Annotated in this window: 20 protein-coding genes and 2 riboswitches; of the genes, 9 read left to right on the top strand and 11 right to left on the bottom strand. The window is 42.7% G+C overall.

Annotated features, from left to right (window positions below; genetic code table 11):
- Positions 1–109: 109 nt before the first annotated feature.
- The 3 genes from fabF to RBATCC27255_RS07720 all read left to right on the top strand — a co-directional run bounded on the left by fabF (position 110) and on the right by RBATCC27255_RS07720 (position 3,562).
- Entirely contained in the window at positions 110–1,336 is a 1,227-nt protein-coding gene (gene fabF, locus RBATCC27255_RS07710) for a beta-ketoacyl-ACP synthase II (protein WP_046432451.1), read from the top strand.
- Between the two features lie 85 nt (positions 1,337–1,421).
- Complete coding sequence (locus RBATCC27255_RS07715) at positions 1,422–3,083, top strand: class I adenylate-forming enzyme family protein (RefSeq protein WP_101029452.1); 1,662 nt, start codon at positions 1,422–1,424, stop codon at positions 3,081–3,083.
- Positions 3,084–3,118: 35 nt separating this feature from the next.
- The gene (locus tag RBATCC27255_RS07720; RefSeq protein ID WP_101029453.1) at positions 3,119–3,562 is read left to right on the top strand and encodes an acyl-CoA thioesterase; all 444 of its coding nucleotides are present in this window, start codon (positions 3,119–3,121) and stop codon (positions 3,560–3,562) included.
- A 72-nt stretch (positions 3,563–3,634) separates the two neighbouring features.
- Here the strand turns inward: RBATCC27255_RS07720 and RBATCC27255_RS07725 are convergent, their stop codons facing one another.
- The 3 genes from RBATCC27255_RS07725 to rny all read right to left on the bottom strand — a co-directional run bounded on the left by RBATCC27255_RS07725 (position 3,635) and on the right by rny (position 7,482).
- Entirely contained in the window at positions 3,635–4,021 is a 387-nt protein-coding gene (locus RBATCC27255_RS07725) for a P-II family nitrogen regulator (RefSeq protein WP_015523458.1), read from the bottom strand.
- 15 nt (positions 4,022–4,036) lie between these two features.
- On the bottom strand, positions 4,037–5,287 hold the full coding sequence (locus RBATCC27255_RS07730) for an ammonium transporter (RefSeq protein WP_101029479.1): 1,251 nt from the start codon (positions 5,285–5,287) through the stop codon (positions 4,037–4,039).
- Positions 5,288–5,919: 632 nt separating this feature from the next.
- Complete coding sequence (rny, locus tag RBATCC27255_RS07735; protein WP_412567383.1) at positions 5,920–7,482, bottom strand: ribonuclease Y; 1,563 nt, start codon at positions 7,480–7,482, stop codon at positions 5,920–5,922.
- A 561-nt stretch (positions 7,483–8,043) separates the two neighbouring features.
- On the opposite strand from rny, the gene gap reads away from it, so the two are divergent.
- The 5 genes from gap to glgA all read left to right on the top strand — a co-directional run bounded on the left by gap (position 8,044) and on the right by glgA (position 15,105).
- The gene (gene gap / locus RBATCC27255_RS07740; protein ID WP_101029455.1) at positions 8,044–9,075 is read left to right on the top strand and encodes a type I glyceraldehyde-3-phosphate dehydrogenase; all 1,032 of its coding nucleotides are present in this window, start codon (positions 8,044–8,046) and stop codon (positions 9,073–9,075) included.
- Between the two features lie 261 nt (positions 9,076–9,336).
- Positions 9,337–11,253 (top strand): 1,4-alpha-glucan branching protein GlgB, encoded by a 1,917-nt coding sequence (gene glgB, locus RBATCC27255_RS07745; protein ID WP_101029456.1) that lies wholly within the window; start codon positions 9,337–9,339, stop codon positions 11,251–11,253.
- 80 nt (positions 11,254–11,333) lie between these two features.
- Positions 11,334–12,545 (top strand): glucose-1-phosphate adenylyltransferase, encoded by a 1,212-nt coding sequence (locus RBATCC27255_RS07750; RefSeq protein WP_101029457.1) that lies wholly within the window; start codon positions 11,334–11,336, stop codon positions 12,543–12,545.
- Positions 12,535–13,647, top strand: coding sequence for a glucose-1-phosphate adenylyltransferase subunit GlgD (glgD, locus tag RBATCC27255_RS07755; RefSeq protein WP_101029458.1), 1,113 nt, complete (start codon positions 12,535–12,537; stop codon positions 13,645–13,647). Before RBATCC27255_RS07750 ends, glgD begins: the two co-directional genes overlap by 11 nt.
- 30 nt (positions 13,648–13,677) lie before the next feature.
- Positions 13,678–15,105 carry a glycogen synthase GlgA gene (gene glgA / locus RBATCC27255_RS07760; protein WP_101029459.1) on the top strand — a complete coding sequence of 476 codons (1,428 nt, stop codon included), beginning with the start codon at positions 13,678–13,680 and terminating at the stop codon, positions 15,103–15,105.
- A gap of 193 nt (positions 15,106–15,298) precedes the next feature.
- Here glgA and RBATCC27255_RS07765 read toward each other — a convergent pair whose 3' ends face one another.
- From RBATCC27255_RS07765 to RBATCC27255_RS07800, 8 genes are all read right to left on the bottom strand, one after another.
- Positions 15,299–15,871, bottom strand: a complete 573-nt coding sequence (locus RBATCC27255_RS07765; RefSeq protein ID WP_147639988.1) for a folate family ECF transporter S component — start codon at positions 15,869–15,871, stop codon at positions 15,299–15,301.
- A gap of 86 nt (positions 15,872–15,957) precedes the next feature.
- Positions 15,958–16,055, bottom strand: a riboswitch (THF riboswitch).
- A 74-nt stretch (positions 16,056–16,129) separates the two neighbouring features.
- On the bottom strand, positions 16,130–16,792 hold the full coding sequence (locus RBATCC27255_RS07770) for an ECF transporter S component (protein WP_101029461.1): 663 nt from the start codon (positions 16,790–16,792) through the stop codon (positions 16,130–16,132).
- Between the two features lie 107 nt (positions 16,793–16,899).
- Positions 16,900–17,021, bottom strand: a riboswitch (FMN riboswitch).
- Positions 17,022–17,054: 33 nt separating this feature from the next.
- Complete coding sequence (locus tag RBATCC27255_RS07775) at positions 17,055–17,780, bottom strand: DNA alkylation repair protein (protein ID WP_101029462.1); 726 nt, start codon at positions 17,778–17,780, stop codon at positions 17,055–17,057.
- 9 nt (positions 17,781–17,789) lie between these two features.
- Entirely contained in the window at positions 17,790–18,665 is an 876-nt protein-coding gene (locus tag RBATCC27255_RS07780) for a LicD family protein (RefSeq protein WP_101029463.1), read from the bottom strand.
- A 50-nt stretch (positions 18,666–18,715) separates the two neighbouring features.
- Positions 18,716–19,795 (bottom strand): glycosyltransferase family 2 protein, encoded by a 1,080-nt coding sequence (locus RBATCC27255_RS07785; RefSeq protein WP_101029464.1) that lies wholly within the window; start codon positions 19,793–19,795, stop codon positions 18,716–18,718.
- Complete coding sequence (locus RBATCC27255_RS07790; protein WP_101029465.1) at positions 19,789–20,577, bottom strand: hypothetical protein; 789 nt, start codon at positions 20,575–20,577, stop codon at positions 19,789–19,791. Before RBATCC27255_RS07790 ends, RBATCC27255_RS07785 begins: the two co-directional genes overlap by 7 nt.
- Before the next feature lie 42 nt (positions 20,578–20,619).
- Complete coding sequence (locus RBATCC27255_RS07795) at positions 20,620–21,981, bottom strand: Sapep family Mn(2+)-dependent dipeptidase (protein ID WP_101029466.1); 1,362 nt, start codon at positions 21,979–21,981, stop codon at positions 20,620–20,622.
- 39 nt (positions 21,982–22,020) lie between these two features.
- Entirely contained in the window at positions 22,021–24,477 is a 2,457-nt protein-coding gene (locus RBATCC27255_RS07800; RefSeq protein ID WP_101029467.1) for a YfhO family protein, read from the bottom strand.
- 260 nt (positions 24,478–24,737) lie between these two features.
- On the opposite strand from RBATCC27255_RS07800, the gene yfbR reads away from it, so the two are divergent.
- Positions 24,738–25,325, top strand: coding sequence for a 5'-deoxynucleotidase (yfbR, locus tag RBATCC27255_RS07805; RefSeq protein ID WP_101029468.1), 588 nt, complete (start codon positions 24,738–24,740; stop codon positions 25,323–25,325).
- Positions 25,326–25,343 lie beyond the last annotated feature (18 nt).

The raw sequence follows: 25,343 nt of genomic DNA on the forward strand, positions 1-25,343 counted from the left end.
TTGCATAATCAACGGTATTGAATAATTTTTCCATATTTGGTACAATTCAAGTATAGCATAATAATATGCAAAATGTAAATAACTTATTTTAAAACAAGGAGCTTAACGAATGAAGAAAATAGTTGTAACCGGTATGGGTGCGGTAACACCTGTCGGCATCGGTGTTGAAAACTACTGGAATAATATCACGGCAGGTGCATCGGGCATTGACACAATTAAGACTTTTGATCCGTCTGAACTCGCTGTTCAGATTGCCGGCGAAGTAAAGGACTTTAATCCGTCCGACTATCTTCCAAAGGATTTAATCAGAAAAACAGATCCGTTTATGCAGTACGCTTATATTGCGGCTGAGGAAGCCATGAAACAGAGCGGAATCAAGATTGAACCCGAAAGAACAGGTATTGTTATGGGTACTGCAATGGCAGGTATTGCAACAATCGCATATACTCAGGAGGCACTCACAGGCGCATCACACAAAAAGGTAGGTCCTCGTTTTATTCCCAAAATTCTCGGAAACATTGCCGCCGCAAATATCGCAATCGACTACAATATTCAGGGACCGAGCTTTACGGTAAGCACAGCTTGTTCGTCAGGCGGTGACGCAATCAACACAGCTTGTATGTGTATGCAGAGCGGCAAGGCTGATATTATGCTCGCAGTAGGAGCAGAGTCCGTTCTCTGTCCTCTTGTAATTTATTCGCTTGCCAACGCAAAAGCTCTTTCAAGAAGAAACGATTCGCCAAGCACTGCAAGCCGTCCGTTTGATGTTACCCGTGACGGTTTTGTAATAGGTGAAGGCGGCGGTGCGCTCGTTCTTGAAACAGAGGAACACGCTCTTGCAAGAGGTGCAAAGATTTATGCAGAAATCAGAGGTTGCGGCAACACGGATGACGCTTATCATGTAACTGCTCCGCATCCCGAAGGACGAGGTGCAATCGCTTGTATGAAACAGGCAATTGCAGAGGCAGGAATCAATCCTTCCGACATCGGCTACATCAATGCTCACGGTACTGCAACAAACAAGGGTGACACAGTTGAAACATCTTCAATCAAGAAGGTTTTCGGCAACACTCTCCCCTATGTAAGCTCAACAAAGGGCGCAACAGGTCATATGATGGGCGCAGGCGGTATTACAGAAACAATTACCTGTGTCAAGGCTATTGAAACAGGCACAGTTCCGCCTACAATCAATCTCAACGAGGTTGATCCCGAATGTGCCGGCATTGACTTTGTTGCAAATACCGCAAAGAAAGCCGAAATCAACTTTGCCATGTCAAACGCATTCGGATTCGGCGGTCAGAACTCAAGTATTATCGTAGGCAAATACGGCAAATAATCTGCCGATAAAACAACATACAAGCAACACACATATGTGTGTATAAAATAATGTACACACATACATAATAGGACAGGGGGATATTATGAATTTAACATATGATTCACAGATGTTCAGAGAAACATTTGAAAGTGAATTTACATGGCTTAACGGCTTTATGAGAAATGTAAGACGCTTTTCGGATAAACCCGCGGCAATTGACTCTCAAAGCGGCAGAATATGGAGCTACAAAGAACTTAATGCCGATGCAAACAGATTTGCAAACGCTATGAAAAAAGACGGCGTCAAGAAAAACGACATTGTGTTTATGCAGCTTTACAACTCACCGCAGTTTTTGTTTGGTTACATTGCACCGCAGAAGCTCGGTGCAATCTCAAATCCCGCTAACTTTAACCTATCACCGGGCGAAACCGCTGAAATTATGGGACACAACAAGCCAACAGTTTATGTTTACGACGCAGACATTATGCAAACAGCCGTACAGGCTCTTGAAATCTGCGAGCATAAGCCAAAATTGATTCTCTGCGTTAATAATTCCAAAAAGGAAGTAACTCTTCCCGAAGGACACATTTTCTTTGACGATTACATCAAGGACAGCAGTGACGAAAATCCGCCTGTTGACTATGCGCCGCATATTTATGACGAGGTTTTAAGACTTCAGACCTCGGGTACAACAGGCACTCCAAAGGGCGTTCCGCTTAACGCAATCAACGAAGTTCTTTCGGCTCACGATGTAATTATGCACTTTCCGCTCTCACCCGTTGACATTACGATGAATATGACACCGTGGTTTCACCGTGGCGGTATTCATTCGGGCGGTCCTACACCTACCCTTTATGCAGGTGCGTGTCTTGTGATTATGAGAACCTTCAACCCGAGGAGTTGTATGGAGTTTATCGAAAGATACGGAATTACATTCATCACAGGTGTTCCGTCAACTCTTGAAATGCTTGCAGCCCGACAGGAAAAGCATCCGAAAGACCTTTCTTCGCTCAAGGGCATTATTACCATGGGCAGTCCGCTTGAAAAAGCCGCTTGCATTCGCTATCAGGAACTTCTCTCCCCCAACATTTTTAACGGCTACGGCACAACGGAATCTTTCTGGAATACATTTCTTCGTCCGTACGACCTTCCTGAAATGGCAGGTTCGGCAGGCAGATCATGCACAGATGATGAGGTAAGACTTGTAAATGTTTATGACGACAGAAAAGCAGAGCCCGATGACATAGTCCCCTGCGATAACAAAACAGAGGGAGAAATCATCATCAAATGTCCGAACAAAACTACCTACTGCTATGTAAATAACGAAAAGGCTACAAAAGACAAGTTCTACAAGGGTTGGATGTACACAGGCGACATCGGCACTTGGAACAGCGAGCAGTTTGTTACAGTTGCAGGCAGAAAAGATGATATGATTATCAGCAAGGGCGAAAATATTTACCCTGCAAGAATTGAGGAAATTCTCAACTCACACCCGAAGGTTCAGGAATGTATCGTAACAGGTGTTCCCGATTCAACAAGAGGCGAGTGCGTTGCGGCATATGTAATCAAGGCCGACGAAAGTCTTACGGTTGCAGAGCTTATCAATTTCTGTGACAGCTCACCGAATATTTCAAAATATCAGGCTCCGAGATACTACCGTTTTGTCAACGATCTTCCGCAAACCGCTACAGGCAAGAAACAGCATTTTGTAATAAAAAAACAGGCAGCAGAGGACCTTAAAAACGGTTTGTTGCTTAAAAAATAATTACGGATTTTCCGTATATATGTAATGGAGAAAATATGACCGAAAAATTATACAAAGCAAAGGTTTCATACTATGAAACAGACTGTATGAACATTGTTCATCACTCAAATTATATCAGATATTTTGAAGATGCAAGAATTCAGTATATGCACGACATCGGTTGTGATGTTGCCGAAATGCAGTCAAAAGGATTGTATATCCCAAATGTTGACGCATATGCCCGTTACAAAAAGCCGCTTAAATTCGGCGATGAGTTTTCCGTTGAAGTAAGCCTTGTATTTTTTACGGGTTCAAGAATGATTTTCGACTATAAAATCTTCAACAATAAAAACGGAGAACTTTCTGCAACAGGCAGAACAACACACTGTTTTGCAACTCCCGAGCTAAAGCCGATAAGCATAAAGCATTCAAATCCCGATTATTACAACAGACTTCGTGACAATACTGTCAGCCCGGAAGATATTACAATAAGAAGATAAACAATTTCACAAGCAAAAAGTGCGTACCGAAATTCGGTACGCACTTTTTTGATATAGGAAAATAGGAAAATATCAGTCGTCAAAGTTGGGAGTCTGAATTGCATCGTAGCCTGTTTCTCCCGTACGGATTTTAACCGCCTGTTTAAGATAGTAGGTAAATATTTTACCGTCACCCGGGTTGCCCGTAAAGGCTGTTTTTCTGATTGCCTCAATTGTTTTTCTCTCCCATTCTTCGGAAGAAACAACAATTTCAAACTTGATTTTCGGCAAAACCTGAACATCAACCTTCTGTCCTCTTACATACTCCGACATACCTCGCTGAATTCCGCAACCGACAACCTGATACGCTGTAATTCCGTTTACGCCGATATCCGTGAGAGCCTTTTTGACATCTACAAACATTTCTTCACGAACAACGGCCTCTATTTTTATAAGCTGAATATCGTTATTGTTTTCCATACTTTAAAACCTCCGTTAGTTGTCAAGACCGTTAAATGACGGATAAGCAGCTTCACCGTGCTGTGAAACATCAAGTCCCATAAGCTCATCTCTGAGGTCAACCCTGATTTTGCCTGTAATAAGTCTTGTGATGCCGTAGCAGATGAGTGTTCCGACAACCGCAATTACAATTGTGATGCCGATACCTGCCGCCTGAGCACCGAACTGTGCAAACTCACCGTACACAAGACCGTTACCTGCACTGCTGTTGATTGCCGTGCATGAGAACACACCTGTGAGAAGTCCGCCCCAGATACCGCCTGTACCGTGACAGCTGAATGCGTCAAGCGCATCGTCAAAGCCGAATTTTTTCTTGCCGTATGAAATCATAATATAGCAAACAGGGCTTGTTGTCAAACCGATAATAACTGCCGCCCACATCGGAACAAAGCCGGCACCGGGCGTGATGCCTACAAGACCTGCAACCATACCCGTGCTTGCGCCGATAAGCGTAGGCTTTTTGTTCTTGATAACATCGCAGAGCATCCACGAGAGCATTGCGGCTGCGGCTGAAACACCTGTTGTCATAAATGCGTGAGCCGCAAGACCGTCGGCGGCAAGTGCAGAACCTGCATTGAAGCCAAACCAACCGAACATAAGAAGCGACGCACCGAGTACAACTGTCGGAATATTGTGAATTCTGTAAATTGAATGTTCATAATCGTGACGCTTGCCGAGGAGTATGCAGAGAACAAGTGCCGAAACACCTGAGCTGATATGTACAACATCGCCGCCTGCAAAGTCGAGAGCACCGATACCGTCTGCACCTAAAAGTCCTCCCTGTCCCCATACCATATGGGCGAGCGGATAGTAAACTATAAGCGACCAGAAAATTGTGAAAACAAAAATTGACTTAAACTTCATTCTGCCTGCAACTGCGCCCGTGATAAGAGCAGGAGTGATTACGGCAAACATCATCTGGAACGCTGAGAATACCATATTCGGAATTGACGCATCATCCGTGTAGCCCTCCGTGAGCGAAACGCCCTCAAGACCGAGCCAGCGGAAATCACCGATAAAAGCATTTCCCGAAGGAGCGAACGAAAGCGAATAACCGAAAAGCACCCACATAACAATTCCTATGCCAATGATAAAAATTGAGGTCATCATTGTATTTACAACATTTTTCTTTCGTACAAGACCGCCGTAGAACATTGCAAGACCCGGAGTCATTACAAATACGAAAGCCGCACAAAGCAGCACAAAGCCTATATTTCCTGAATCCATTTTTAACCTCCACATAAACCGTTTTTGCCGAAGCAAAAAAATAAAGCTCACAATGTTTTTGTCCGATTTTGCAAGTTTTAAAAACTTTGTTGCAAAATCAGAAGAAACCAAAGTGAACTTCCTTGTCCTTTTTATATTCAGTTTTCCGAAAACTTTGTAAGGTCTTTGCCTTACTGTCTTGAATTATAAAGCCTTAACGGCTGATTGTCAATACTTTTTTGAATATTTTTTAAAGTTTTTTGCTGTTTTTTGAATTGCAGTTTACATTAACAGGTCAAAAGTCTATGCCGCGGCACAAATTTCATTTTTGCAAGTTTATTTAATTTTCTTGCAAATTATTTTTTTGATTACAGCATATTCTTTGTAGCGTTTGTAGCGGCGAACCTCGTTCGCCGCTACATTAAATTGTGCAAACAGCTACTATACTACGCTCGGGCATAATATGTTTTTTTATATTGCAAACCATCTTCCCGACCGCAATTTTCCATTTTCAATTTTCAATTTTTCATTTAATGAACCTATCTACACGAATCAGGTACGGCGGCTCGCCGTACTGGTGGATAATATCGTCCCTACAAAATAAAAACTACGGTCAACATAGCCCTGCCAACCGTAGTTAAAATCAAGATATTTTATTTTGCAAAATCGGAAGCTCTGCTTTCACGGATGATATTAACCTTAATCTGTCCGGGATATTCAAGCTCTTCTTCGATTTTCTTGCAGATCTCTCTTGCAAGCGGAATCATACGCTCATCATTGACAATCTCAGGCTTAACCATAACTCTAACCTCACGGCCTGCCTGAATTGCAAAGGTACGCTCAACACCGTCAAAAGAAGAAGCAACCTCTTCAAGCTTCTGGAGTCGCTTAATGTAGTTTTCAACATTTTCTCTTCTTGCGCCCGGTCTTGCGGCTGAAATAGCGTCTGCCGCCTGTACAAGGCAGGCAACAATTGTTCTCGCCTCAACATCACCGTGGTGAGCATGGATAGCGTGAATAACAGCGTCGCTTTCCTTATACTTTTTGGCAATGTCAACACCGATTTGAATATGTGTTCCCTCAACCTCATGGTCAATGGATTTGCCGATATCATGCAAAAGACCTGCACGCTTGGCAATTGTAGGATCAAGGCCAAGCTCGCTTGCCATCATACCTGCGAGATATGAAACCTCAAGAGAGTGATCAAGAACATTCTGACCGTAACTGGTACGGTAACGAAGTCTGCCGAGAAGCTTAACAATTTCGGGATGAACATTGTGCACACCCGCATCAAGCACAGCTCTCTCACCTGTACGCTTGATTTCGGATTCAACCTCTCGTCTTGCCTTTTCAACCATCTCCTCAATTCTTGCGGGATGGATTCTTCCGTCTGCAATGAGCTTTTCAAGTGCAATTCTTGCAATCTCTCTTCTGACAGGCTCAAAGCATGAAAGCGTGATGGCCTCGGGTGTATCGTCAATAATAAGATCAACACCCGTAAGAGTTTCAATGGTTCTGATGTTGCGGCCCTCACGACCGATGATTCTGCCCTTCATCTCATCGTTTGGAAGAGGAACAACCGAAATTGTTGCCTCCGAAACCTGTTCTGCGGCAAGTCGCTGAATTGCAAGCGAAATAATATTTCTTGCCTTGTCGTCTGCTTCCTCCTTGAGCTGTTCGGTATATTCCATAATCTTAACCGACTTCTCGTGAGCAAGCTCATTTTCAAGCTGTGAAAGCAAATAGCTTTTAGCCTGTTCTGCCGTGTAGCCCGAAATTTTTTCAAGCATTTCAAACTGGCTCTTTTTCAAGGTTTCAACTTCTTCGAGTTTTGCATCAGCATCACGAAGCTTTTTGTTGACTTTTTCTTCCTTGCGTTCCATATTGTCGAGCTTTCTGTCAAGAGTTTCTTCCTTCTGCTGGATTCTTCTCTCCTGACGCTGAACTTCCTTGCGTCGGTCGGAAATTTCTTTTTCGCTCTCATTTCTGAAACGATGAACCTCGTCTTTACCCTCAAGGACTACTTCCTTTTTCCTTGCTTCGGCTGTTTTAATTGCATCAGCCACAATCTTCTTTGCCTCTTCCTCAGCACTCCCGATTTCCTTTTCGGCAGTGTTTTTACGGATGGCAATTCCAAGGAAAACACCTGCACCCGCACCGACAACAATTGCGGCGATAATGCAGATAATACTTATCCATAACGGCAATTCGGACACCTCCTTAGTTTGATTTTTTCAAGTATTTCACAGTTCCCAATCAATTAGACTTTAAAGGTGCCGTTAAAAAGATATTCAATTTTCATTTTTATTTTCTAAATATTTTTTTACATATTTATATGCACAGTCAAAAAAAACACCGTAATGACCGTTTTCAACATTTCAGGCAACTGAAACATTATAAAAATTATAAAAAATATCTATATATAACGGCTCTCTTAAAGAGTCTGATTAAAAAAGTTGCAAAAGCCAAAAACTGTACTTTTGCCAAAATCCGCAACAGCGGATAGTACAATTTTATAATAGAATCACCAAATTGTCAAGAATAAGCGAGGTATTTTTGCAGATAATTAGTTGTGGCAGGTGAAAAAATTACATTTCTTTGAACGGAGCGGAACGGAGCGGCTCAAATTTGCCTTAAAAACGCAAAATCAGACCGTGTTTTTTACCGTATTTGTAAAAAACTCAAAAATTTTTCGTTAAATTTTTGTCAAGCTATTGAAGAAATGAAAAAAATGTAATATAATAGAAGCACCTTAGAATTTTAGGAGGAATTTTTTTATGTCAGTAAAAGTTGCAATTAACGGTTTCGGCCGTATCGGTCGTCTTGCTTTCAGACAGATGTTCGGTGCTGAGGGTTACGAAGTAGTAGCTATCAACGATCTTACAGATCCTGCTATGCTCGCAAACCTTCTTAAGTATGATACAGCACAGGGCGGCTACTGCGGTAAGATCGGTGAAAACCTTCACACTGTAGAAGCAGGCGAAGGCTCAATCATCGTTGACGGCAAAGAGATTACAATCTACGCTAAGCCAAACGCTGCTGAGCTTCCTTGGGGCGAGCTCGGTGTTGATGTAGTTCTCGAGTGCACAGGTTTCTATACATCAAAGGCTAAGAGCCAGGCTCACATTGATGCCGGCGCTAAGAAGGTTGTTATTTCTGCTCCTGCAGGCAACGACCTTAAGACAATCGTTTACAGCGTAAACGAAAAGACTCTTACAGCTGACGATACAATCATTTCAGCTGCTTCATGTACAACAAACTGCCTCGCTCCTATGGCTGACACACTTAACAAGTATGCAGAAATCCAGAGCGGTATCATGTCAACAATCCACGCTTACACAGGCGACCAGATGATTCTTGACGGTCCTCACAGAAAGGGCGACAAGAGAAGAGCAAGAGCAGGTGCTTCTAACATCGTTCCTAACTCAACAGGTGCTGCAAAGGCTATCGGTCTTGTAATTCCTGAGCTCAACGGTAAGCTCATCGGTTCTGCACAGCGTGTTCCTGTTCCGACAGGTTCAACAACAATTCTTACAGCTGTTGTTAAGGGTTCAGATGTAACAGTTGAAGGTATCAACGCTGCTATGAAGGCTGCTGCTTCTGAGTCATTCGGTTACAACGAAGATCCGATCGTTTCTTCAGATGTAATCGGTATGAGATTCGGTTCACTCTTCGATTCTACACAGACAATGGTATCAAAGATTGCTGATGATCTTTATGAGGTTCAGGTTGTTTCTTGGTACGACAACGAGAACTCATACACAAGCCAGATGGTTAGAACAATTAAGTACTTCGCTGAGCTTGGCTAATCTGAATTTACAGATTATTTTTGGGGCTGTCCGTTTTGGACAGCCCCTTTTTGTTTTGCTTTTGTAAAGAATTTCGGGTTTTTATTCTTTATTCGTAAAATTATGCTCTAAAATGTTACATTTAGTCGCAGTTTATAAAATATACACGAAAAATTAGTTTTAAATTTTTTGAATTTGCTTGAAATTGACATATATTTTTGGTATTATATAAGTGTGAGCAAATAATCAAAATCAGAAGGTATTTAACAAGGAGCAGTTCTTATGAATTACAGCTTTAACGAGGCAAGACCGGCACTTGAAGTTTTTCATACCGGAGATTCCGTGTACGCATACAATCTTTTGGGTGCACACCTCGTGAACTGGAACGGCAGAAACGGTTGTGTGTTCCGAGTATGGGCACCAACCGCAAGGAGCGTTTCGGTTGCAGGCGAATTTAATAATTGGGACAATAACGCAACCTATATGTACGACATCGGCTACGGTGTTTGGGAGGTGTTTGTCGAAGGGGTCGAGGAATTTTGCGCATACAAGTACTGCATTGAAAGCGAATACGGCGACAGGCTTATGAAAGCTGATCCGTATGCTTTTCATGCTCAAACCCGTCCCGGTCAGGCATCCCTTGTGTATGACATTGAAAATTATTCGTGGAATGACGGCGAATGGTTAAACAAACGCAAAGAAAACAACATTTCATCTTCACCGATGAATATTTATGAAATACACGCAGGCTCATGGAGAAAATATCCCGACGGCAACTTTTTTAATTATCAAAAGCTTGCCGATGAGCTTATCCCCTATCTCAAGGAGATGCACTACACTCATATTCAGCTTATGCCTATTATGGAATATCCGTATGACGGTAGCTGGGGCTATCAGGCAACAGGCTACTATGCCCCAACCTCAAGATTCGGCACGCCGTCCGACTTTATGACATTTGTTGACAGGCTTCACTGTGAGGGTATCGGAGTAATTCTCGACTGGGTTCCGTCAAATTTCCCCGTGGACGATTTCGGTCTTGCAAAATTTGACGGCTCTCCTCTCTATGAAAGCAATGACCCAAAAACGAGCAAGCGTGACTCGTGGGGAACCTGCCTTTTCAACTACGCAAGATTTGAGGTTACAAGTTTTCTTGTTTCATGCGCAATGTTCTGGCTCGACAAATATCATATTGACGGCTTGAGAATCGGCGCACTCTCCTCTATGCTCTACCTTGACTACGGTAAATCCGAGGGAGAATGGGAGCCGAACAAATTCGGCGGAAAAGAAAATCTTGACGCTGTTGATTTTGTAAAAAGACTCAACACGGCTGTTCATATGTACCACCCCGATGTTATGATGTTTGCCGAGGAAAACACCTCATGGCCAAAGCTTACTCATAAAATAGAGGACGGCGGACTTGGATTTGATTTCAAGTGGAATATGGGTTGGATGAACGATATGCTTCACTATATGTCGCTCAATTCAATGTGGCGGCCGTTCAACCACGACAGCCTTACTTTCAGCTTTTATTATGCTTTTTCAGAAAAATTTCTTTTGCCGATTTCACACGATGAGGTTTCTCACGGCAAAGGTGCGCTGATAAAGCAGATGCCCGGAAAGTACGATGAACAATTTGCAGGCGTAAGAGCGTTTATAACATATATGTACGCTCATCCCGGCAAAAAACTCGTGTTTATGGGAACTGAAATCGGTCAGTTTGACGAGTGGAATTTCAATGAGGCAATTCAATGGGATTTGCTTGAATTTGAAAAGCATAAAAAGCTCAGAACATTTTTTAAGGAGCTCAACAAATTTTATCTTGACTGCAAGCCGCTCTATGAGCTTGACGCTGTCTGGAAAGGCTTTGACTGGATTCACCATGACGACTACACAAACAGCGTTATTGCATTCAAGCGCACCGACAAAAACGGTGATGAGATTGTTTCGGTATGCAACTTCCAGCCCATCAGGCGTGACGAATATTGCATCGGCGTTCCGAAATTCGGTCTTTATGACGAGGTTTTTAACTCTGATGAGGAGCGTTTCGGCGGCAGCGGTGTTGTAAACGGAAAAAACATTAAAACCGAGTCAATGAAAATTCACGGCTTTGATCAGGGACTTTCACTCACTCTTCCCCCACTCAGCGTAATCTATCTGAGGTGTACAAAAGAACTTGAACCCGATGAAGTTCAAAAATAAAATTGATATTTTCAGTCACAAGGCTGTAATTATATTTAAGCTAAAAAAGATACTAAAATAAATATCGGAGGTATTTTAAGATGTTTCCAAAAAAGGAAGTAGTGGCTATGCTGCTTGCCGGCGGTCAAGGCTCTCGTCTTGGCGTGCTTACCCGAAAGCTTGCTAAGCCTGCCGTACCATTTGGCGGCAAATATCGTATTATTGATTTCCCGTTATCCAACTGTGTAAATTCAGGCATTGACGCTGTGGGTATTCTTACGCAGTACCAGCCTCTTGTTCTTAACGAATACATAGGAAACGGACAGCCGTGGGATCTTGACAGTATGCACTCGGGTGTAAACTGTCTCAGCCCTTATCAGGCTGTTGACGGTGCAGACTGGTACTCAGGCACAGCCAACGCTATTTATCAAAATATCAACTACATTGAGCGTTATAATCCTGAATATGTGGTTATTCTTTCGGGCGACCATATTTACAAAATGGACTACAACAAGATGCTTGATTATCACAAGGAAAAGAATGCCGCTTGTACAATTGCGGTAATTGATGTTCCGCTTGAGGAAGCCTCAAGATTCGGCATTCTCAACACAAACGAGGACGGTTCAATCTACGAATTTGAGGAAAAGCCTGCTCATCCAAAAAGCACAAATGCATCAATGGGCATCTATATTTTCAGCTGGAAGGAGCTTAGAAAGTATCTTACTGAGGATGAACTCAAAGAGGGTTCAAGCCATGATTTCGGCAAGGATGTCCTCCCTGCCATGCTTGACGCAGGCGAGCGTATGTTTGCCTATCCTTTTGAGGGCTATTGGAAGGATGTGGGAACAATCGACAGCCTTTGGGAGGCTAATATGGATCTTCTCGATCCAAAGGTTACTCTCGACCTCAAGGATATCTACTCAAGAAACCCGATGATGCCTCCGCACTATGTTTCAAATGAGGCGTCAATCCAAAATTCACTCGTTGCCGACGGATGCAATGTTTACGGCAGCCTTGAGTTCTCAATTCTTTTTGCAGGTGTTACAATCGGTAAAAACGCAACAATCAACTCTTCAATCATTATGCCGGGTGCTGTAATTGAAGACGGCGCAGATGTTCAGTTTGCAATTATTGCAGAAAATACTGTTGTCGGCAAAAATGCAAAGGTCGGACAGAAACCTGAAGAAACGGAAAATCTTGACGACTGGGGAATTACTGTTGTCGGTGCAAATACCGTTATCAAAGAAAACACCGTTATCAAAGCAAAAACCATGATAGACAGCGACACGGAGGTGGACGGCAATGAGAAGTAACAATGTACTCGGTTTCATCTTTGCGGCAACACTTGACGACAAAATTCCGGAGCTTGCATCTTCAAGAACAACTGCAAGCATTCCGATCGGCGGTAAATACAGAATTATCGACTTTGACCTTTCAAATATGTCAAACTCAGGTATAAGCAATGTGGGCATTGTTGCAAAAAGCAACTTTCAGTCACTTATGGATCATGTGGGTTCAGGCAGTGCATATGATCTTTCAAAGAGAAGAAGCAACCTTTCAATTCTTCCTCCGTATGACGGCAAGGCTTTTTCAAGCTTTGTTGAAACAATCTACAATATGCACGGATATATTGAGCATTGCCGTGAGGAATATGTTCTTATCTCGCAGGGCAATGTAATTACTAACATTGATTACACAGATGTTTTTGACTTCCACTCAAAGAAGAAGGCAGACATTACACTTATATATAAGAATCATGCAATTCCGCAGGGCTATGACAGACCGATTACCCTTGATGTAGATGATGACGGCAAGGTAAATCAGATTTTTGTAAAGCCCGGTGTTGTTGACAAAGAGGCATTCAACCACGCATACGGCTCTATTCTCATCAAGAAAGACCTTCTTATGAGTGAAATCAGAAACGCCATCAGCGTTAATCAGCTTGATGTAAAGCGACTTCTTCAGAGCAGTCTGGGCAAATACAGTATTTATGCTTACGAAAATAAGGGTTACTGTGCAACAATCAGCTCAATCAACGATTACTTCGAGTTCAATATGGATCTTATGAAAAAAGAAGTAAGGGATGAGCTTTTTAATCCGCAAAGACCTATCTATACAAAGGTAAGAGATGACGCTCCGTCACGCTACGGACTTACAAGCAATGTGAAAAATTCAATCATTGCACAGGGTTGTGTTATCAACGGTGAGGTTGAGAACTGCGTTATTTCAAAGGGTGTTTATGTCGGCGAAGGCGCAAAGCTTTCTAACTGTATTGTAATGCAGGACACAAAAATAGGTTGCAATACCAACCTTAACTATGTTATCATAGATAAGGATGTTACCATCAAGGACGGTCGTTCACTTATGGGATATGATTCGTACCCCATTTATATTGCTAAAAAATCCGTTGTATAAAGTTTGTTTAAACAAGGAGGTAATCTTACAATGAGAATTTTATACTGTGCTTCAGAAGCTAATCCGTTTTGCGGAAGCGGCGGACTTGCCGATGTAGCGGGAAGTCTTCCCCATACACTTTGCAGAAAAGGTCAGGATTGCAGAATTGTTGTTCCGCTTTACGGCACAATTCCGCAGGAACTTAAAAACTCCATGAACTTCATCACAAACTTTACCGTGCCGGTTGCATGGCGTCATCAGTATTGCGGTTTGTTCTGGGCAAGATGGAATGACTGTACATACTATTTTATTGATAACGAATATTATTTCAAGAGAGGCACTCTCTACGGTCATTATGACGACGCTGAAAGATTCGCTTTCTTCTCCCGTGCAATTCTTGAAATGCTTCCTTACATTGATTTCCATCCCGACATCATTCATTGTAATGACTGGCAGACGGCTCTTGTTCCTGTTTACTACTATCTGTTCTATTCACACAGACCATGGTACTATAACATTAAGAGTCTGTTCACTATTCACAACATCCAGTATCAGGGTGAATACGGCTGGGAAGTAAACACAGAGTGCGTCGGCATTCCTACATCAGAAACAAAGATTCTTGAAATGAACGGCAAACTCAATATGATGAAGGGTGCTATCGAAACAGCTACCCGTGTTTCAACGGTTTCTCCAAGCTATGCGGCTGAAATTAGAGACCCGTGGTTCAGTTGGGGACTTCATGACGAACTCAATCTTCGTCATTACAAGCTTTGCGGTATCAAGAACGGTATTGACACAGAAAGCTACAATCCCGAAACAGACTATCAGCTTTATCGCAACTATTCAAAGGACGATATGAGCGGCAAGGGCGAATGTAAGCGTGCTTTGCAGGAGCGTTTGTGTCTTGAACAGCGCTGGGATGTTCCGCTGGTCGGTATGGTAACAAGACTTGTTGCACACAAGGGACTTGACCTTGTGAGAATGGGTCTTGAGGAGCTTATGAACACAGAAAATATGCAGTTTGTAATTCTCGGTTCAGGCGACAAGGAGTACGAGGACTACTTCAACTATATGCAGGCGAAGTATCCGGGCAGACTTTGCTTCTGTCACGGCTTTGTTCCCGAACTTGCAAGAAAGATTTACTCAGGCGCAGATATTTTCCTTATGCCGTCTGCTCAGGAGCCTTGCGGTCTTGCACAGATGATTGCGCTACGTTACGGCACAATTCCTGTTGTTCGTGAGGTTGGCGGTCTTAAAGACTCCGTATTCGACAGTGCCGACAACTACGGTAACGGCTTTACATTCAAAAACTATGAATGTGCAGATATGCAGCTTGCCGTAAGAAGAGCATTGTGGGGCATTCAGGACGATCAGGGCTGGCATCAGCTTATGTGGCGTGCAATGATGAGCGACAACAGTTGGGAGCGTTCGGCTCAGGACTACATCAACCTTTACAACGATACCCTCAAGTGGGCTTAATCGTGCAGTCAAATCTTATAACAAAAAATTCAGTCGGAAAGCAGATTTCAAATTTGCTTTCCGACTTTTGGTTTATTTGAAATAGCAATCTCGTAGGGGCGGATGATATACGCCACAATGCAAACAAAAAAGGTTGGAAACTACTGCGGGGAGCAGTCGATTTCCAACCTTAAAGTTTTGCATTAGTTTTTCATCAGGTTCGCTTTATTGCGTGAGGAACACGAATTTTGCTTGCGAGCTTGCCAAGGGCAAACACAAGGATAATCTCGGGAATGCACTTAACGGCAACGCTGATGAATCTTGCTGTAAGATAAACCGTGTACGGTGTTGAACCGCCGCCGTAGAGTGTGTAGAGCCAAAAAGCCGCAAGGAATGTTTCAACGCAAAGCATATTTGTAAACCATGCAAGAACAACCCTGAGCGGAGTTACATTGTTCTTATAAAGAAACATACCGTAGATAAAGCCTGTAATAAATCCGTTGATTGTAAAGCCGGGGAAATATGCACCTGTCGGAGCAATGATAAATGAAAGAATATCTCCCAAAGCGCCGACAATTGCGGCAGGAATCGGTCCGAACATAACTCCTGTTACGGCAATCGGCAAAAACGCTGCGCTGAGCTTTACATTGTTTCCGAAAAACGGAAGTGTGCTGTTTGCAAAAAATCCAAGAACAATACGGAGTGCAAGCAGCATTGCAATTGCCGCAAGAGCGTAGATACTCTTCATTTCAAGCAAAGAGCTTTGAATTTTTTTGAGTTGTGACATATTTTTTACCTCCTGAATCTCTGTTGTTGCTTCAGGAAGAAAAAAGCGGACAGTTGCTCTGCCCGCTGAATTATATGTCCCAAAGTAACAGCGGGATGCGAAATCTGTACCGCAGGATAAACCTTTCGTTCTTGCGGCAACTCCCCGTCCGCAAAACACTTCACGCACAAATTTCTACTCTGTGATAGATGTCGTTTGACACCGTATGCTATTATACGCCTGAATTTGCAGTTTGTCAACCAATAATTACTTTTCGGTTTACTGAGCCGCTGCGTTTTTCTTCTTTGTAAGAAGGGTATCAAGGCTGTAGATAAGTCTTGAAAGCGGCTTGTAGATTATGAAAACAACTACCGAAATGATGAGTCCCTTAATGATATTGAATGGACCTACGCAGTACAGGCAGAATGTAAATGTGCCGTCAATTGCAGGGAAAATTGCCTGTCCCATTTTGATAATTTCTGTAAGCGGCATAAAAGACGAGTAGAGCGGAACAAGCACGAATGTGTTAAGAACCACACCGATAGCCGCCATTGCAACCGTACCCGTAAGCATTCCGATAATCGCACCGACTCTTGTTTTTTTGTACTTGTAGATGAAACCTGCCGGCAGAATAAACGAACAGCCGATGAGGAAGTTTGCAAGCTCCCCTACTCCGCCTGTGCTTGTGCCTTTGATAAGAAACTTAACGAGAATTTTTACAAATTCAATTACTGCACCGGCAATCGGTCCCATGCTGAATGTTCCGACAAGAACGGGAACTTCGGAAAAATCGAACTCATAGAATGAAGGTGCGATAAATCCGAGAGGAAATTCAAAGAACATAAGAACTGCCGAAAGTGCCGCAAGCATTGCGGTTACGGCAAGCTTTGTTGTCTTTGCCGTGTTGTCTGAATTGATTGTTTTTGCTTTTGATTTTGTCATTACGACCACTCCTGAAAAATTATTTCGAGTTGTCGGGAAAAGAAAAATCCCGCTACAAATGTAACGGGATTGCGTACCAAAATAAAACAGACGAACCGCCTGTTCTGTCGCATCTTCTCGTATCCGGACTATGACCGTCGGTGTCTGAATTTCACAGACTCGGCAGGCTTTCACCTGTTCGTGGACTTTAACCACCGGTGGAGAATTTCACTCCGCCCCGAAGACAACTGTTGATTATATTATATGCCGATTTTCGGATTTGTCAATATCTCTTCAGTGTTTTGAGATATTTTTTCGTTTCATCGTCAATTCTGAAACTTTCAACGCATTTCCGAATCATTTTATTAAAGGTTGCATTATCAAGCGAATTTGACTTTATGTACCGCATAGTCTGTTCTCTGCACTTTGCAAGTGCAGTTGCAACAAGCCATGCCCTTGCCATACTCACATAATAATGCGGATTTTTCACATTGTCACAACATTCAAGCACCGTGTCTATGTACTCATCTTCAAGATAATAGTCGAGCATCAGCACAAGACCTGCACGAATTATCCACGGATTGTCGCTTTTTGTGTATTCACAAACATGAGGAAAAAATTCTGATTTGTACTTTTTGGTTTCTTTGAGATTTGCACAAAAGCCGTCGCAAACCGCCCAGCTGTCTATACGCTGTACAAAATCATCGCTGTACATCAAAAATTCTTCATAGTTTTCGGTTTTGAGCAAACCGATTACAATACCTCGCATTGTTTTTTCTTCATAAGAATTATCGGTTGTCTGCTCTAAAAAACTGCGTCCGTTGCCCTTAGAAATTTCCTTGCCGAGCTTTCGCATAACAGGCATTCTTACTCCGATAAAAAAGTCCTTGTCATTGTCGGGAATCAATGAGGAATGAAAGCTTCTGTACTTTTCATCTGCATATGAACGAAGTTCCTCTACAAAATCATCATAGTCATTTTTAGTCCAATTATCTCTTACAAGCTCCATAATGTACCGTTATTTTTGCTTATTCTTTCTTTTGCTGTCATAAATTTCACACGGTGAGTTCAGGTCAAGATATGCAATATCGTGGTGTGGCACTCTGTCCTCAACAGGCGGAAGCTGCATATAATCACCGAAAACCATTCTGAGATACTCGTCATAGCCCGACATACACGGCATTTTTATGCCCTCAAATGTGACATAATCAACGCCCGAATAAATGTGCTTCGGGTACTCAATTTTCATCCAATGAGGGCCTGAACAAAGCTCCGTTACACACTTGTTTTTATCAAGCCTGTACTTAACCATATGCTTTTCGGCAGTTCTCCAAATCTTTTCACGGAGCTTTTTTCCTCTGAAAATTGAAAGCAAAACCTTACTGCCTGCCCCCACAATTCCGCCGTGCTTTTCGGGAACAACCTGAGCCAAAAACAGCGAATAAAGCATTGTCCACACATACTGCATTTTGCGTGCAAAACGGCTGTCGGGACAAACATCAAGCGGAAAGACATCAAGCACAAGTCCGTGCGGAATATCAACCTCGGCCTGATTTGTCTTGACCATAGTGTAATTTGTGTCGGTTACGGTCATAAAAATATTGCCCGTGAACATATCCCTGTCGGTTTTGAGAAGTCGGAATCTTCCGTCTGCGCCCTGTTCATGCCAAAGCTTGTACAGCTTTTCGTAGTCCTCTCGTGGCAGCATAACATCAACATCATCATCCCACGGAACAAATCCGCCGTTTCTAAGCGCACCGATTAACGCACCGCCGATAAGATAGAATGTGAGATTGTTCTTTTCGCAAAAGTCCCTGAAATACACGAGCATATCAAGCTGTTTAAGCTGTAACTCACGCAAAAGTTCGGGGGTAAGTTCTACTTTTTCAGTCATAAGTATCTCCGTAAATATCAAATACGGGCGGAGATTATCCGCCCAAAAAATTATTTGTATGAATGACCGGGAAGTGTGTTTTCCCTGATTTTTCTTTTTACCTTTTCAATGTGTTCTTTCGCACCGCTGTTTTTGATTTTCTTCCGCCATGACGGAATCTGAATCAAACCAACAATTGTGCCTATTCCGTAGGCAACATGGAGCAACGGGAAAATGAACGGCAAAAACACAAACTGAGGCTGAACATTTTTCATTGTGCAACATCCGACAGCGTTTACAATATCAAACATTCCGTAGATTATCAAAAGAATGTACAAAAAAAGCGGAAGTCCGAGAAGTGCAAGCACGGAACAGCCGAGAAGTGCCATTACAAAAAGAAACGGTGCAAAGTGAAAGTACGAAAGACAACCGGGACATTCCGAGAGTGTAAGTCCTATCCACCTTCCGTTTGAATACTTCTGCCTTATCATTCCGTGAAGGTCGTTTCGTGAATGCTGATATGAGATAATATCGGGGCAACAGCACATCTTGTAGCCTGCCATTCTAATGCGGTAGTGAAATTCATTATCCTCGGTTCTGCCGAGGTTTTCGTTAAAACCGCCGACCTTTGCAATAACCTCTCTGCGGTAAGCCGCATGAAAAAGGCTGTCAAGATATTCCTTTTGTGCAAGCGGCCGTCTGTATGACGCAACCGAACTGCCGAAGAGAGAATCCTCAGCCGCAAGCAAGGTGAGCTTCCAGCTTGAAACATTTGATGTAATGTTAGGTCTGCCGCCGCCTACAACATTTTCGCCCTGCTTTATGTTATAAACATTTCGTGAAACAAAGTTTCTCGGAATTCTTGCATGGGCATCAACTCTGATGATTATATCGCCCTTAGCGGTCATCAATGCGGCATTCCATGAGGTTGCCTGATTACGCTTTACGCATTGAACAACAGATACATTCCAAAAGCCGTAGTCGGCATCTCTGAATTTTTCCATTTTTTCCTTAGTATCATCGGTTGACATACTGTCAACAAAAACCACTTCAATTTTATCGTGCGGATAATCCTGAAGTGCAATATCTCTGAAAAGTCCGCTGAGTGCGTTTGACTCGTTATAAGCTATCATACAAAGTGAAACTAACATATAATATCCTTGCTCCCTTCAAGCTCTAACAGCCATTTTGCAGACATTGCAGAGGCTGTCAGAAAATAAGGCACGGCATAAAGTGCAGGAACAACAAAAAAGCACAGAGCCGCCCACCCGATGAAACCGACAAACAGTTTTACGGTTGACATAAAATTCTTTATTGAGAATGCCATCATTCTCGGAAGATAAACCCCAAGAGGCAAATTTTCGTTAAAGCCGTAAGCCAAAAAGGTGTAATGGACAAATATAATATAGCAAACCACCGTGAATAAAGCACTGACAATCCATGCCGCAACGAGCAGAACCGCCATAACAACCGTGAGTGATGGTGAGTTTTCAACTATCTGCGTTGAAACTGAGTTAAGGTAATTAAAAACATTAGCAAAACCGCTTATGATAAAAAACAATCCGAGCGAAATAACATCAAGAATAATTGATTTAAAAAATCTTTTCGGCTTTTTATAGTAGTAAAACACATCAAGCGGACTGCACTCTCTGCCCCTGACTACATTGCACACAGTTCTGTAGACTCCGTTAACAAGCGGTAAAATTACAACTACAAAGGCAAACAAAACAAGTCCGAAAACCGTCATAAGGATTCTCTGTGACTGACTCGGATTTTCTACGCCATACATTCCCGAAGCTGACATTGCAAGGCTGAAAGCGAACAGCCCTGTCAAAAATGCAAGCAGGGTCACCATAATTTGTGAAATAACTACCGACCGGTTTCCCTCAAGAACCGCTTTTGCCTGTTTTCTAACAGTTTTTTCAGTATTCATTAGCATTCCCTTTTCATCTGAATTTGTTCATAACAAAACGCATTATTCTCCGTCGGTAAACATTCTGTACATTGCCTCAAGGCAAATCTGAGCGTGTTTAAGGAAGTTCTCCTTGTCCATACTTTCGTCTGCATTGTGCATACGAACATCGTCATTTTTGAAGGCAGGACCGAATGCAACACCGTGACCGCCGAGCATTCTTGCGTAAGTTCCGCCGCCTGTTGAATAAAGCTCAGCCTTTTCGCCTGTTACGCTTTCGTAAGCGTCCGAGAGCAGCTTTACAAGCTCACTGTCCTTATCGGCATAAAGCGGTTCTTCGTGATTGAGAACAGTAACCTTGAGGTCGCTGATTTTTGCAACCTTTTTAAACTGTTTGAGAACTCTGTTTACGCTAACGGTAACAGGGTAACGGATATCAAACACAGCCTTTGCGGTCTGTCCCTCAATGTTCACACTGCTGAGGTTTACGGTGAGCGAACCCGAAACAGCATCGCTCATTTTAAGACCGAGTGATCTGCCGTTTGTTTCCTTGTTGATTGCGTAGTCAATAAATGAACAGATTGAACCTGTTTCTCTTGTTGTGTAAACATTTGAGATAAGGTCAACAAGTGCCGCTGCGGCATTGTAACCCTTGTCCGGTTCACACGCATGAGCCGCTTTGCCACGGCTGATTATCATAAGACCGTCAATAGTGTAATTAAATTCAAAATCACCGTCACTTGCATCTGCAAGGCGCATGAGAGTCTGCTCGTCATAGTCTGACGAATCAAGCATTACATACGCTCTGTCAGGAACTGCATTAACTGCTCTGCCTGCATGGAACTGGCTGAGTGTTGTTGCATTATTTAAAAGTGTGCTGACTTCAAGCTGAAGAATACCCTTTTCGGCAAAGCAGATGCCGTAGTCGCTGTCGGGAGTGAACGCCATATCGGGAAGAGGATTTCCCTTAAAATAATTTTCCATATCCTCCATACCCGTTTCTTCACCCGTGCCGTAAATAGCACGCAGAGTGTTCACACCCTTTACACCGCTGTCCTTGATTGCTTTCAAGCAATAGAGAGTAACAAGAGCCGCACCCTTGTCGTCTGCAATTCCTCTGCCGTAAAGTCTGCCGTCCTTTTCGGTAAGCGCATACGGCGGAACGCTCCAGCTGTTTCCCGCAGGAACAACATCAAGGTGAGTAAGCACACCGCAAAGCTTTCCGCTGTCACCAAGGGTTATATGACCGCTCTTGTCGGTTGTTCTCTCCCCTGTCAGTCCGAAATCTTCTGCCCTTTTAAGTATAAAATCCAAGGCTTTGTCACACTCGTCATTCTTTTCGCCGTCAACCGATTCAAAGGAAAGGAGTGTGTCAAGATCCTTTAAAAGCTCGTCTTTATAGTCAAGTATTTTGTTTCCGAACATAATAAATACCTCCGTACTTATACGCTGATTATATCTGTATCAGTTTTTATTTTTTCTTTTTATTTTTTTAACCGTCAGGATAACTGCGCCGTACACCAAAAATGCACCGAGTGCGCAAAGGCTGATTTTTACACCTGTTGAAAATCCGGGGGTTTCGTATGTAAACACAATGTCGCACTTCTCGCCCTTTGGAATTTTCACCGCAATAAATCCATAGTCAACTTTTTCAACATCTGTCGCCTTACCGTTTACGGTTGCCGCAAAGCCTTCGCTGTAAGGAACGCTGAAAAACAGCAAATTATCATCGCCCTTTGTATTGTCATACTCTGCCCTAAAACCGTTGTCAGTATATTCAAAAGACGAACAGCTGTTATATGCCCTCTGAGCGCAGACTTTTTTGTAGTCGGAATTATCATAGCTGAAAGTTTCCGTAATGCTGTCGTAGTATTCGGGATGCTTGCCGTACAACAGCTTGTATTTTTTGTCGCTGTATCCGGTAATTGAGGAATATTTTTTCATTAAATCGCGAGGAAGAATCATTGCATAGAGCAAAGCCTCTGATTTGTGAGCCGACGGAACAAAGTCAAACTCCTCTTCGGCAATAAATTTATCAAAGGTGTATCCCATTGGGATGTAACGCTCATTGCGGTAAATATCAAAACGGTTCTGCGTTCTCAGATACTTCCAACCCGGCATTTTTGTGTTGCCGTCCTCATCAATGAATGAATTTGTGCTTCCCGACTTGCCGTCGCCGCGATAGTCAAAAAGATATTTGCAGCTCAAAAACGGGCGAAGTCCGTACACATCAAGGTCAGGTCTTGACGCAACATCTCTTGTGATTCCGAGTGCGTCATAAAACTGCATTATCGAGGTTGAAACGGAACTTTGAAAGCAGTTTATGCTCTGAATCTGCCAGAACATTGCCGTATTGTCAACGCATTCATAAAAATCACTGCGGACATTGTCAATATCTGCAATTGTTATACCGTCACGCCTGTTTATGATATCTTCCTTGATAGTCTTTGTACTGCTGCTTGAGAAATAGCCCGTGGCAATTATAAAATATGAGGTAAAAAGCGAAACGCTCAGGATACCAACAGTGAGCATAACCGTAAATCTCTTTTTGTTTCGTCTGAATTTTTTGATGATGAGAACAAACGCAAGCAGACTTAACAAAGCCATAAGAACATAGAGCCAATAGCGTTCAAATGTTGCCTGAGTGCCGACAACCGTATTTTGAATATCGCCGCTCTCCTCATCCGTATAGCTCACAGGCATAAGTCCAATCAGCAGAGTTGCGCCCACCGTGATTCCTGCCGACCAACGGATTGCCCTGTTCCAATCGGTTTTTCTGCTTTCAAAAGCCTTGATCGTTGCAAGAACAAGCATAAGCACGCCCATATAGAACCATCTTGCGTAGTAAATTGAGCTGTTCATCATTTGGAACATACTGTTCAGAACAGGCACACACGCAAAGACCGCAAGCACCGCCAGAAGCTTTTTGAGCCAGCTTTTTCGGCAAACCTGAAAATATGCGATGACTCCTGTCATTCCGACAAGCGGAAGCCACGCGGCAACAGAAGCCCATTTGCAGTTTGAACCGGGCGTGAACACAGGGAAAGCAGGCATATCTGCAGGAAAAAATAAGCTTAAAATTATAAGCCAGTACTTTTGCGGCTGACTGTACACAAGCGAATCCCAACCGTTCGGAAGCTCCGAAAGTCTTGGGTTGCCCATAAGCCCAAGAACTGACGGCAACAATATAAATGCCGTTGCAACAAAACCTATTATAACCTCAAGTGCAAGCAAAAGAAAATTTTTAACTTTAAATTTGTAGGTTTTGGTAAGCGTAATCATAAGAAAATAGATGATTACGAACAGAACCTGTCCCACAAAGAAGTAATAGTTCACAACACAGGCGGAGAATACCGCAAGAGCAAACACCGTTCTTTTTCCGTCATAGATGAATGCGTCAAGTGCCGCAAGCAAGAGCGGAAACATTATCATCGGCTCGTGAAAATGGAAAAAGAACACATTGTAGATTGAAAATCCCGAAAATGCGTAAAGCAGTCCGCCTACAAGAGCGAAATTCCTGTCAGTCACATATCTTTTAAGATAAAGGTATGCAGAAAGTGACGCACAGCCGAATTTCAAAATCAGCAACGGTCCGATAAGATACGGCACTGCCTCGCTTGAAAACGGAATCGTCAGCCAAAAGAACGGACTGCCGAGAAGATAAAAGCTGAAGCTTGAGAGCATATCCGTTCCGAGGTCAACATTGTGCATCCAACCGAGATTGCCGCCGCGAACGGTATCGTGTACAAGCTGATAGAACGGAATTTCCTGAACATTGAAATCGCCGTAATAATAGAAAACACCGCCCCCCATTATGATAAACGGAAGAAAAAGTGCAGTTGCCGTTATAATTGATATAAGAAACACACGCAGACCAAAAAGTTTTTGTGTGGGATATTTTTGCAAAATTCTGCTCGGCATAAAATCCTCCACGGAGCAAAAAGCAGAAAAAATCTTATTTTTTCGATAATTTCTTTACTTTTAAATTATGAATAGTATAATCAATGATGTAAATGTCTTTCACCGTCATTTATTCAAAAGACACCTGCATAATAGATTTAAATCGGAGCAACGCTCTGCTTTGCTTACAAGGAGCAGAGGATACTCACACTCACACTACATTATAACATAGTACAATACAAATTGCACTAATTTTTAGCAAAAAACAGGAGAAACTACAGATGAATATTTCACATTTTTACGCAATGCTTTCAAGAATGCGGTACATCAACCGCTGGGGGCTTATGAACAACACAAGAAACGAGAATCTCAGTGAGCACAGTCTTGATGTTGCAGTGATTGCACATTGCCTTGTTTTGATTCACAACAAGCGTTTCGGCGGCAGTCTTAACGCCGAAAGAGCCGCATTGCTCGCACTTTTTCACGATGCAACCGAAATCATAACGGGCGATATGCCGACTCCCGTAAAATACTTTAATCCCGAAATCAAAAATGCCTACAAAGAAATTGAAGCGAATGCAGGCGACAGGCTTGTATCAATGCTCCCCGATGATTTTAAGGATGATATGGACGAAATCATCAAAATGAACGGTGCAGGCGACAGCGAACTTAAAAAATTTGTAAAAGCGGCGGACAAGTTTTCCGCACTCATAAAATGTATTGAAGAAATAAAAATGGGCAACAGCGAGTTTTCAAAGGCAAAAGAGGCAACCGAAAACTCAATTCACAATATGAATATGCCTGAAAACGAAGTGTTTGAAAAAGAGTTTCTGCCGTCCTTTTATTTGTCGCTTGATGAACAGGATTGATATAAACTGACAAAATTT

It is taken from the genome of Ruminococcus bromii, from assembly GCF_002834225.1.
In the GTDB taxonomy this organism is placed as follows: domain Bacteria; phylum Bacillota; class Clostridia; order Oscillospirales; family Acutalibacteraceae; genus Ruminococcoides; species Ruminococcoides bromii.

Bases quoted from the DNA above. Each gene is read 5' to 3' on its own strand.
- RBATCC27255_RS07750 (WP_101029457.1), top strand. From the start codon at position 11,334: ATGTTTCCAAAAAAGGAAGTAGTGGCTATGCTGCTTGCCGGCGGTCAA.
- glgB (WP_101029456.1), top strand. From the start codon at position 9,337: ATGAATTACAGCTTTAACGAGGCAAGACCGGCACTTGAAGTTTTTCAT.
- RBATCC27255_RS07715 (WP_101029452.1), top strand. From the start codon at position 1,422: ATGAATTTAACATATGATTCACAGATGTTCAGAGAAACATTTGAAAGT.
- RBATCC27255_RS07770 (WP_101029461.1), bottom strand. From the start codon at position 16,792: ATGACAAAATCAAAAGCAAAAACAATCAATTCAGACAACACGGCAAAG.
- RBATCC27255_RS07790 (WP_101029465.1), bottom strand. From the start codon at position 20,577: ATGAATACTGAAAAAACTGTTAGAAAACAGGCAAAAGCGGTTCTTGAG.
- glgA (WP_101029459.1), top strand. From the start codon at position 13,678: ATGAGAATTTTATACTGTGCTTCAGAAGCTAATCCGTTTTGCGGAAGC.
- RBATCC27255_RS07765 (WP_147639988.1), bottom strand. From the start codon at position 15,871: ATGTCACAACTCAAAAAAATTCAAAGCTCTTTGCTTGAAATGAAGAGT.
- RBATCC27255_RS07720 (WP_101029453.1), top strand. From the start codon at position 3,119: ATGACCGAAAAATTATACAAAGCAAAGGTTTCATACTATGAAACAGAC.
- glgD (WP_101029458.1), top strand. From the start codon at position 12,535: ATGAGAAGTAACAATGTACTCGGTTTCATCTTTGCGGCAACACTTGAC.
- RBATCC27255_RS07775 (WP_101029462.1), bottom strand. From the start codon at position 17,780: ATGGAGCTTGTAAGAGATAATTGGACTAAAAATGACTATGATGATTTT.
- yfbR (WP_101029468.1), top strand. From the start codon at position 24,738: ATGAATATTTCACATTTTTACGCAATGCTTTCAAGAATGCGGTACATC.
- RBATCC27255_RS07725 (WP_015523458.1), bottom strand. From the start codon at position 4,021: ATGGAAAACAATAACGATATTCAGCTTATAAAAATAGAGGCCGTTGTT.
- RBATCC27255_RS07800 (WP_101029467.1), bottom strand. From the start codon at position 24,477: ATGCCGAGCAGAATTTTGCAAAAATATCCCACACAAAAACTTTTTGGT.
- RBATCC27255_RS07780 (WP_101029463.1), bottom strand. From the start codon at position 18,665: ATGACTGAAAAAGTAGAACTTACCCCCGAACTTTTGCGTGAGTTACAG.
- RBATCC27255_RS07730 (WP_101029479.1), bottom strand. From the start codon at position 5,287: ATGGATTCAGGAAATATAGGCTTTGTGCTGCTTTGTGCGGCTTTCGTA.
- fabF (WP_046432451.1), top strand. From the start codon at position 110: ATGAAGAAAATAGTTGTAACCGGTATGGGTGCGGTAACACCTGTCGGC.
- RBATCC27255_RS07785 (WP_101029464.1), bottom strand. From the start codon at position 19,795: ATGTTAGTTTCACTTTGTATGATAGCTTATAACGAGTCAAACGCACTC.
- RBATCC27255_RS07795 (WP_101029466.1), bottom strand. From the start codon at position 21,981: ATGTTCGGAAACAAAATACTTGACTATAAAGACGAGCTTTTAAAGGAT.
- gap (WP_101029455.1), top strand. From the start codon at position 8,044: ATGTCAGTAAAAGTTGCAATTAACGGTTTCGGCCGTATCGGTCGTCTT.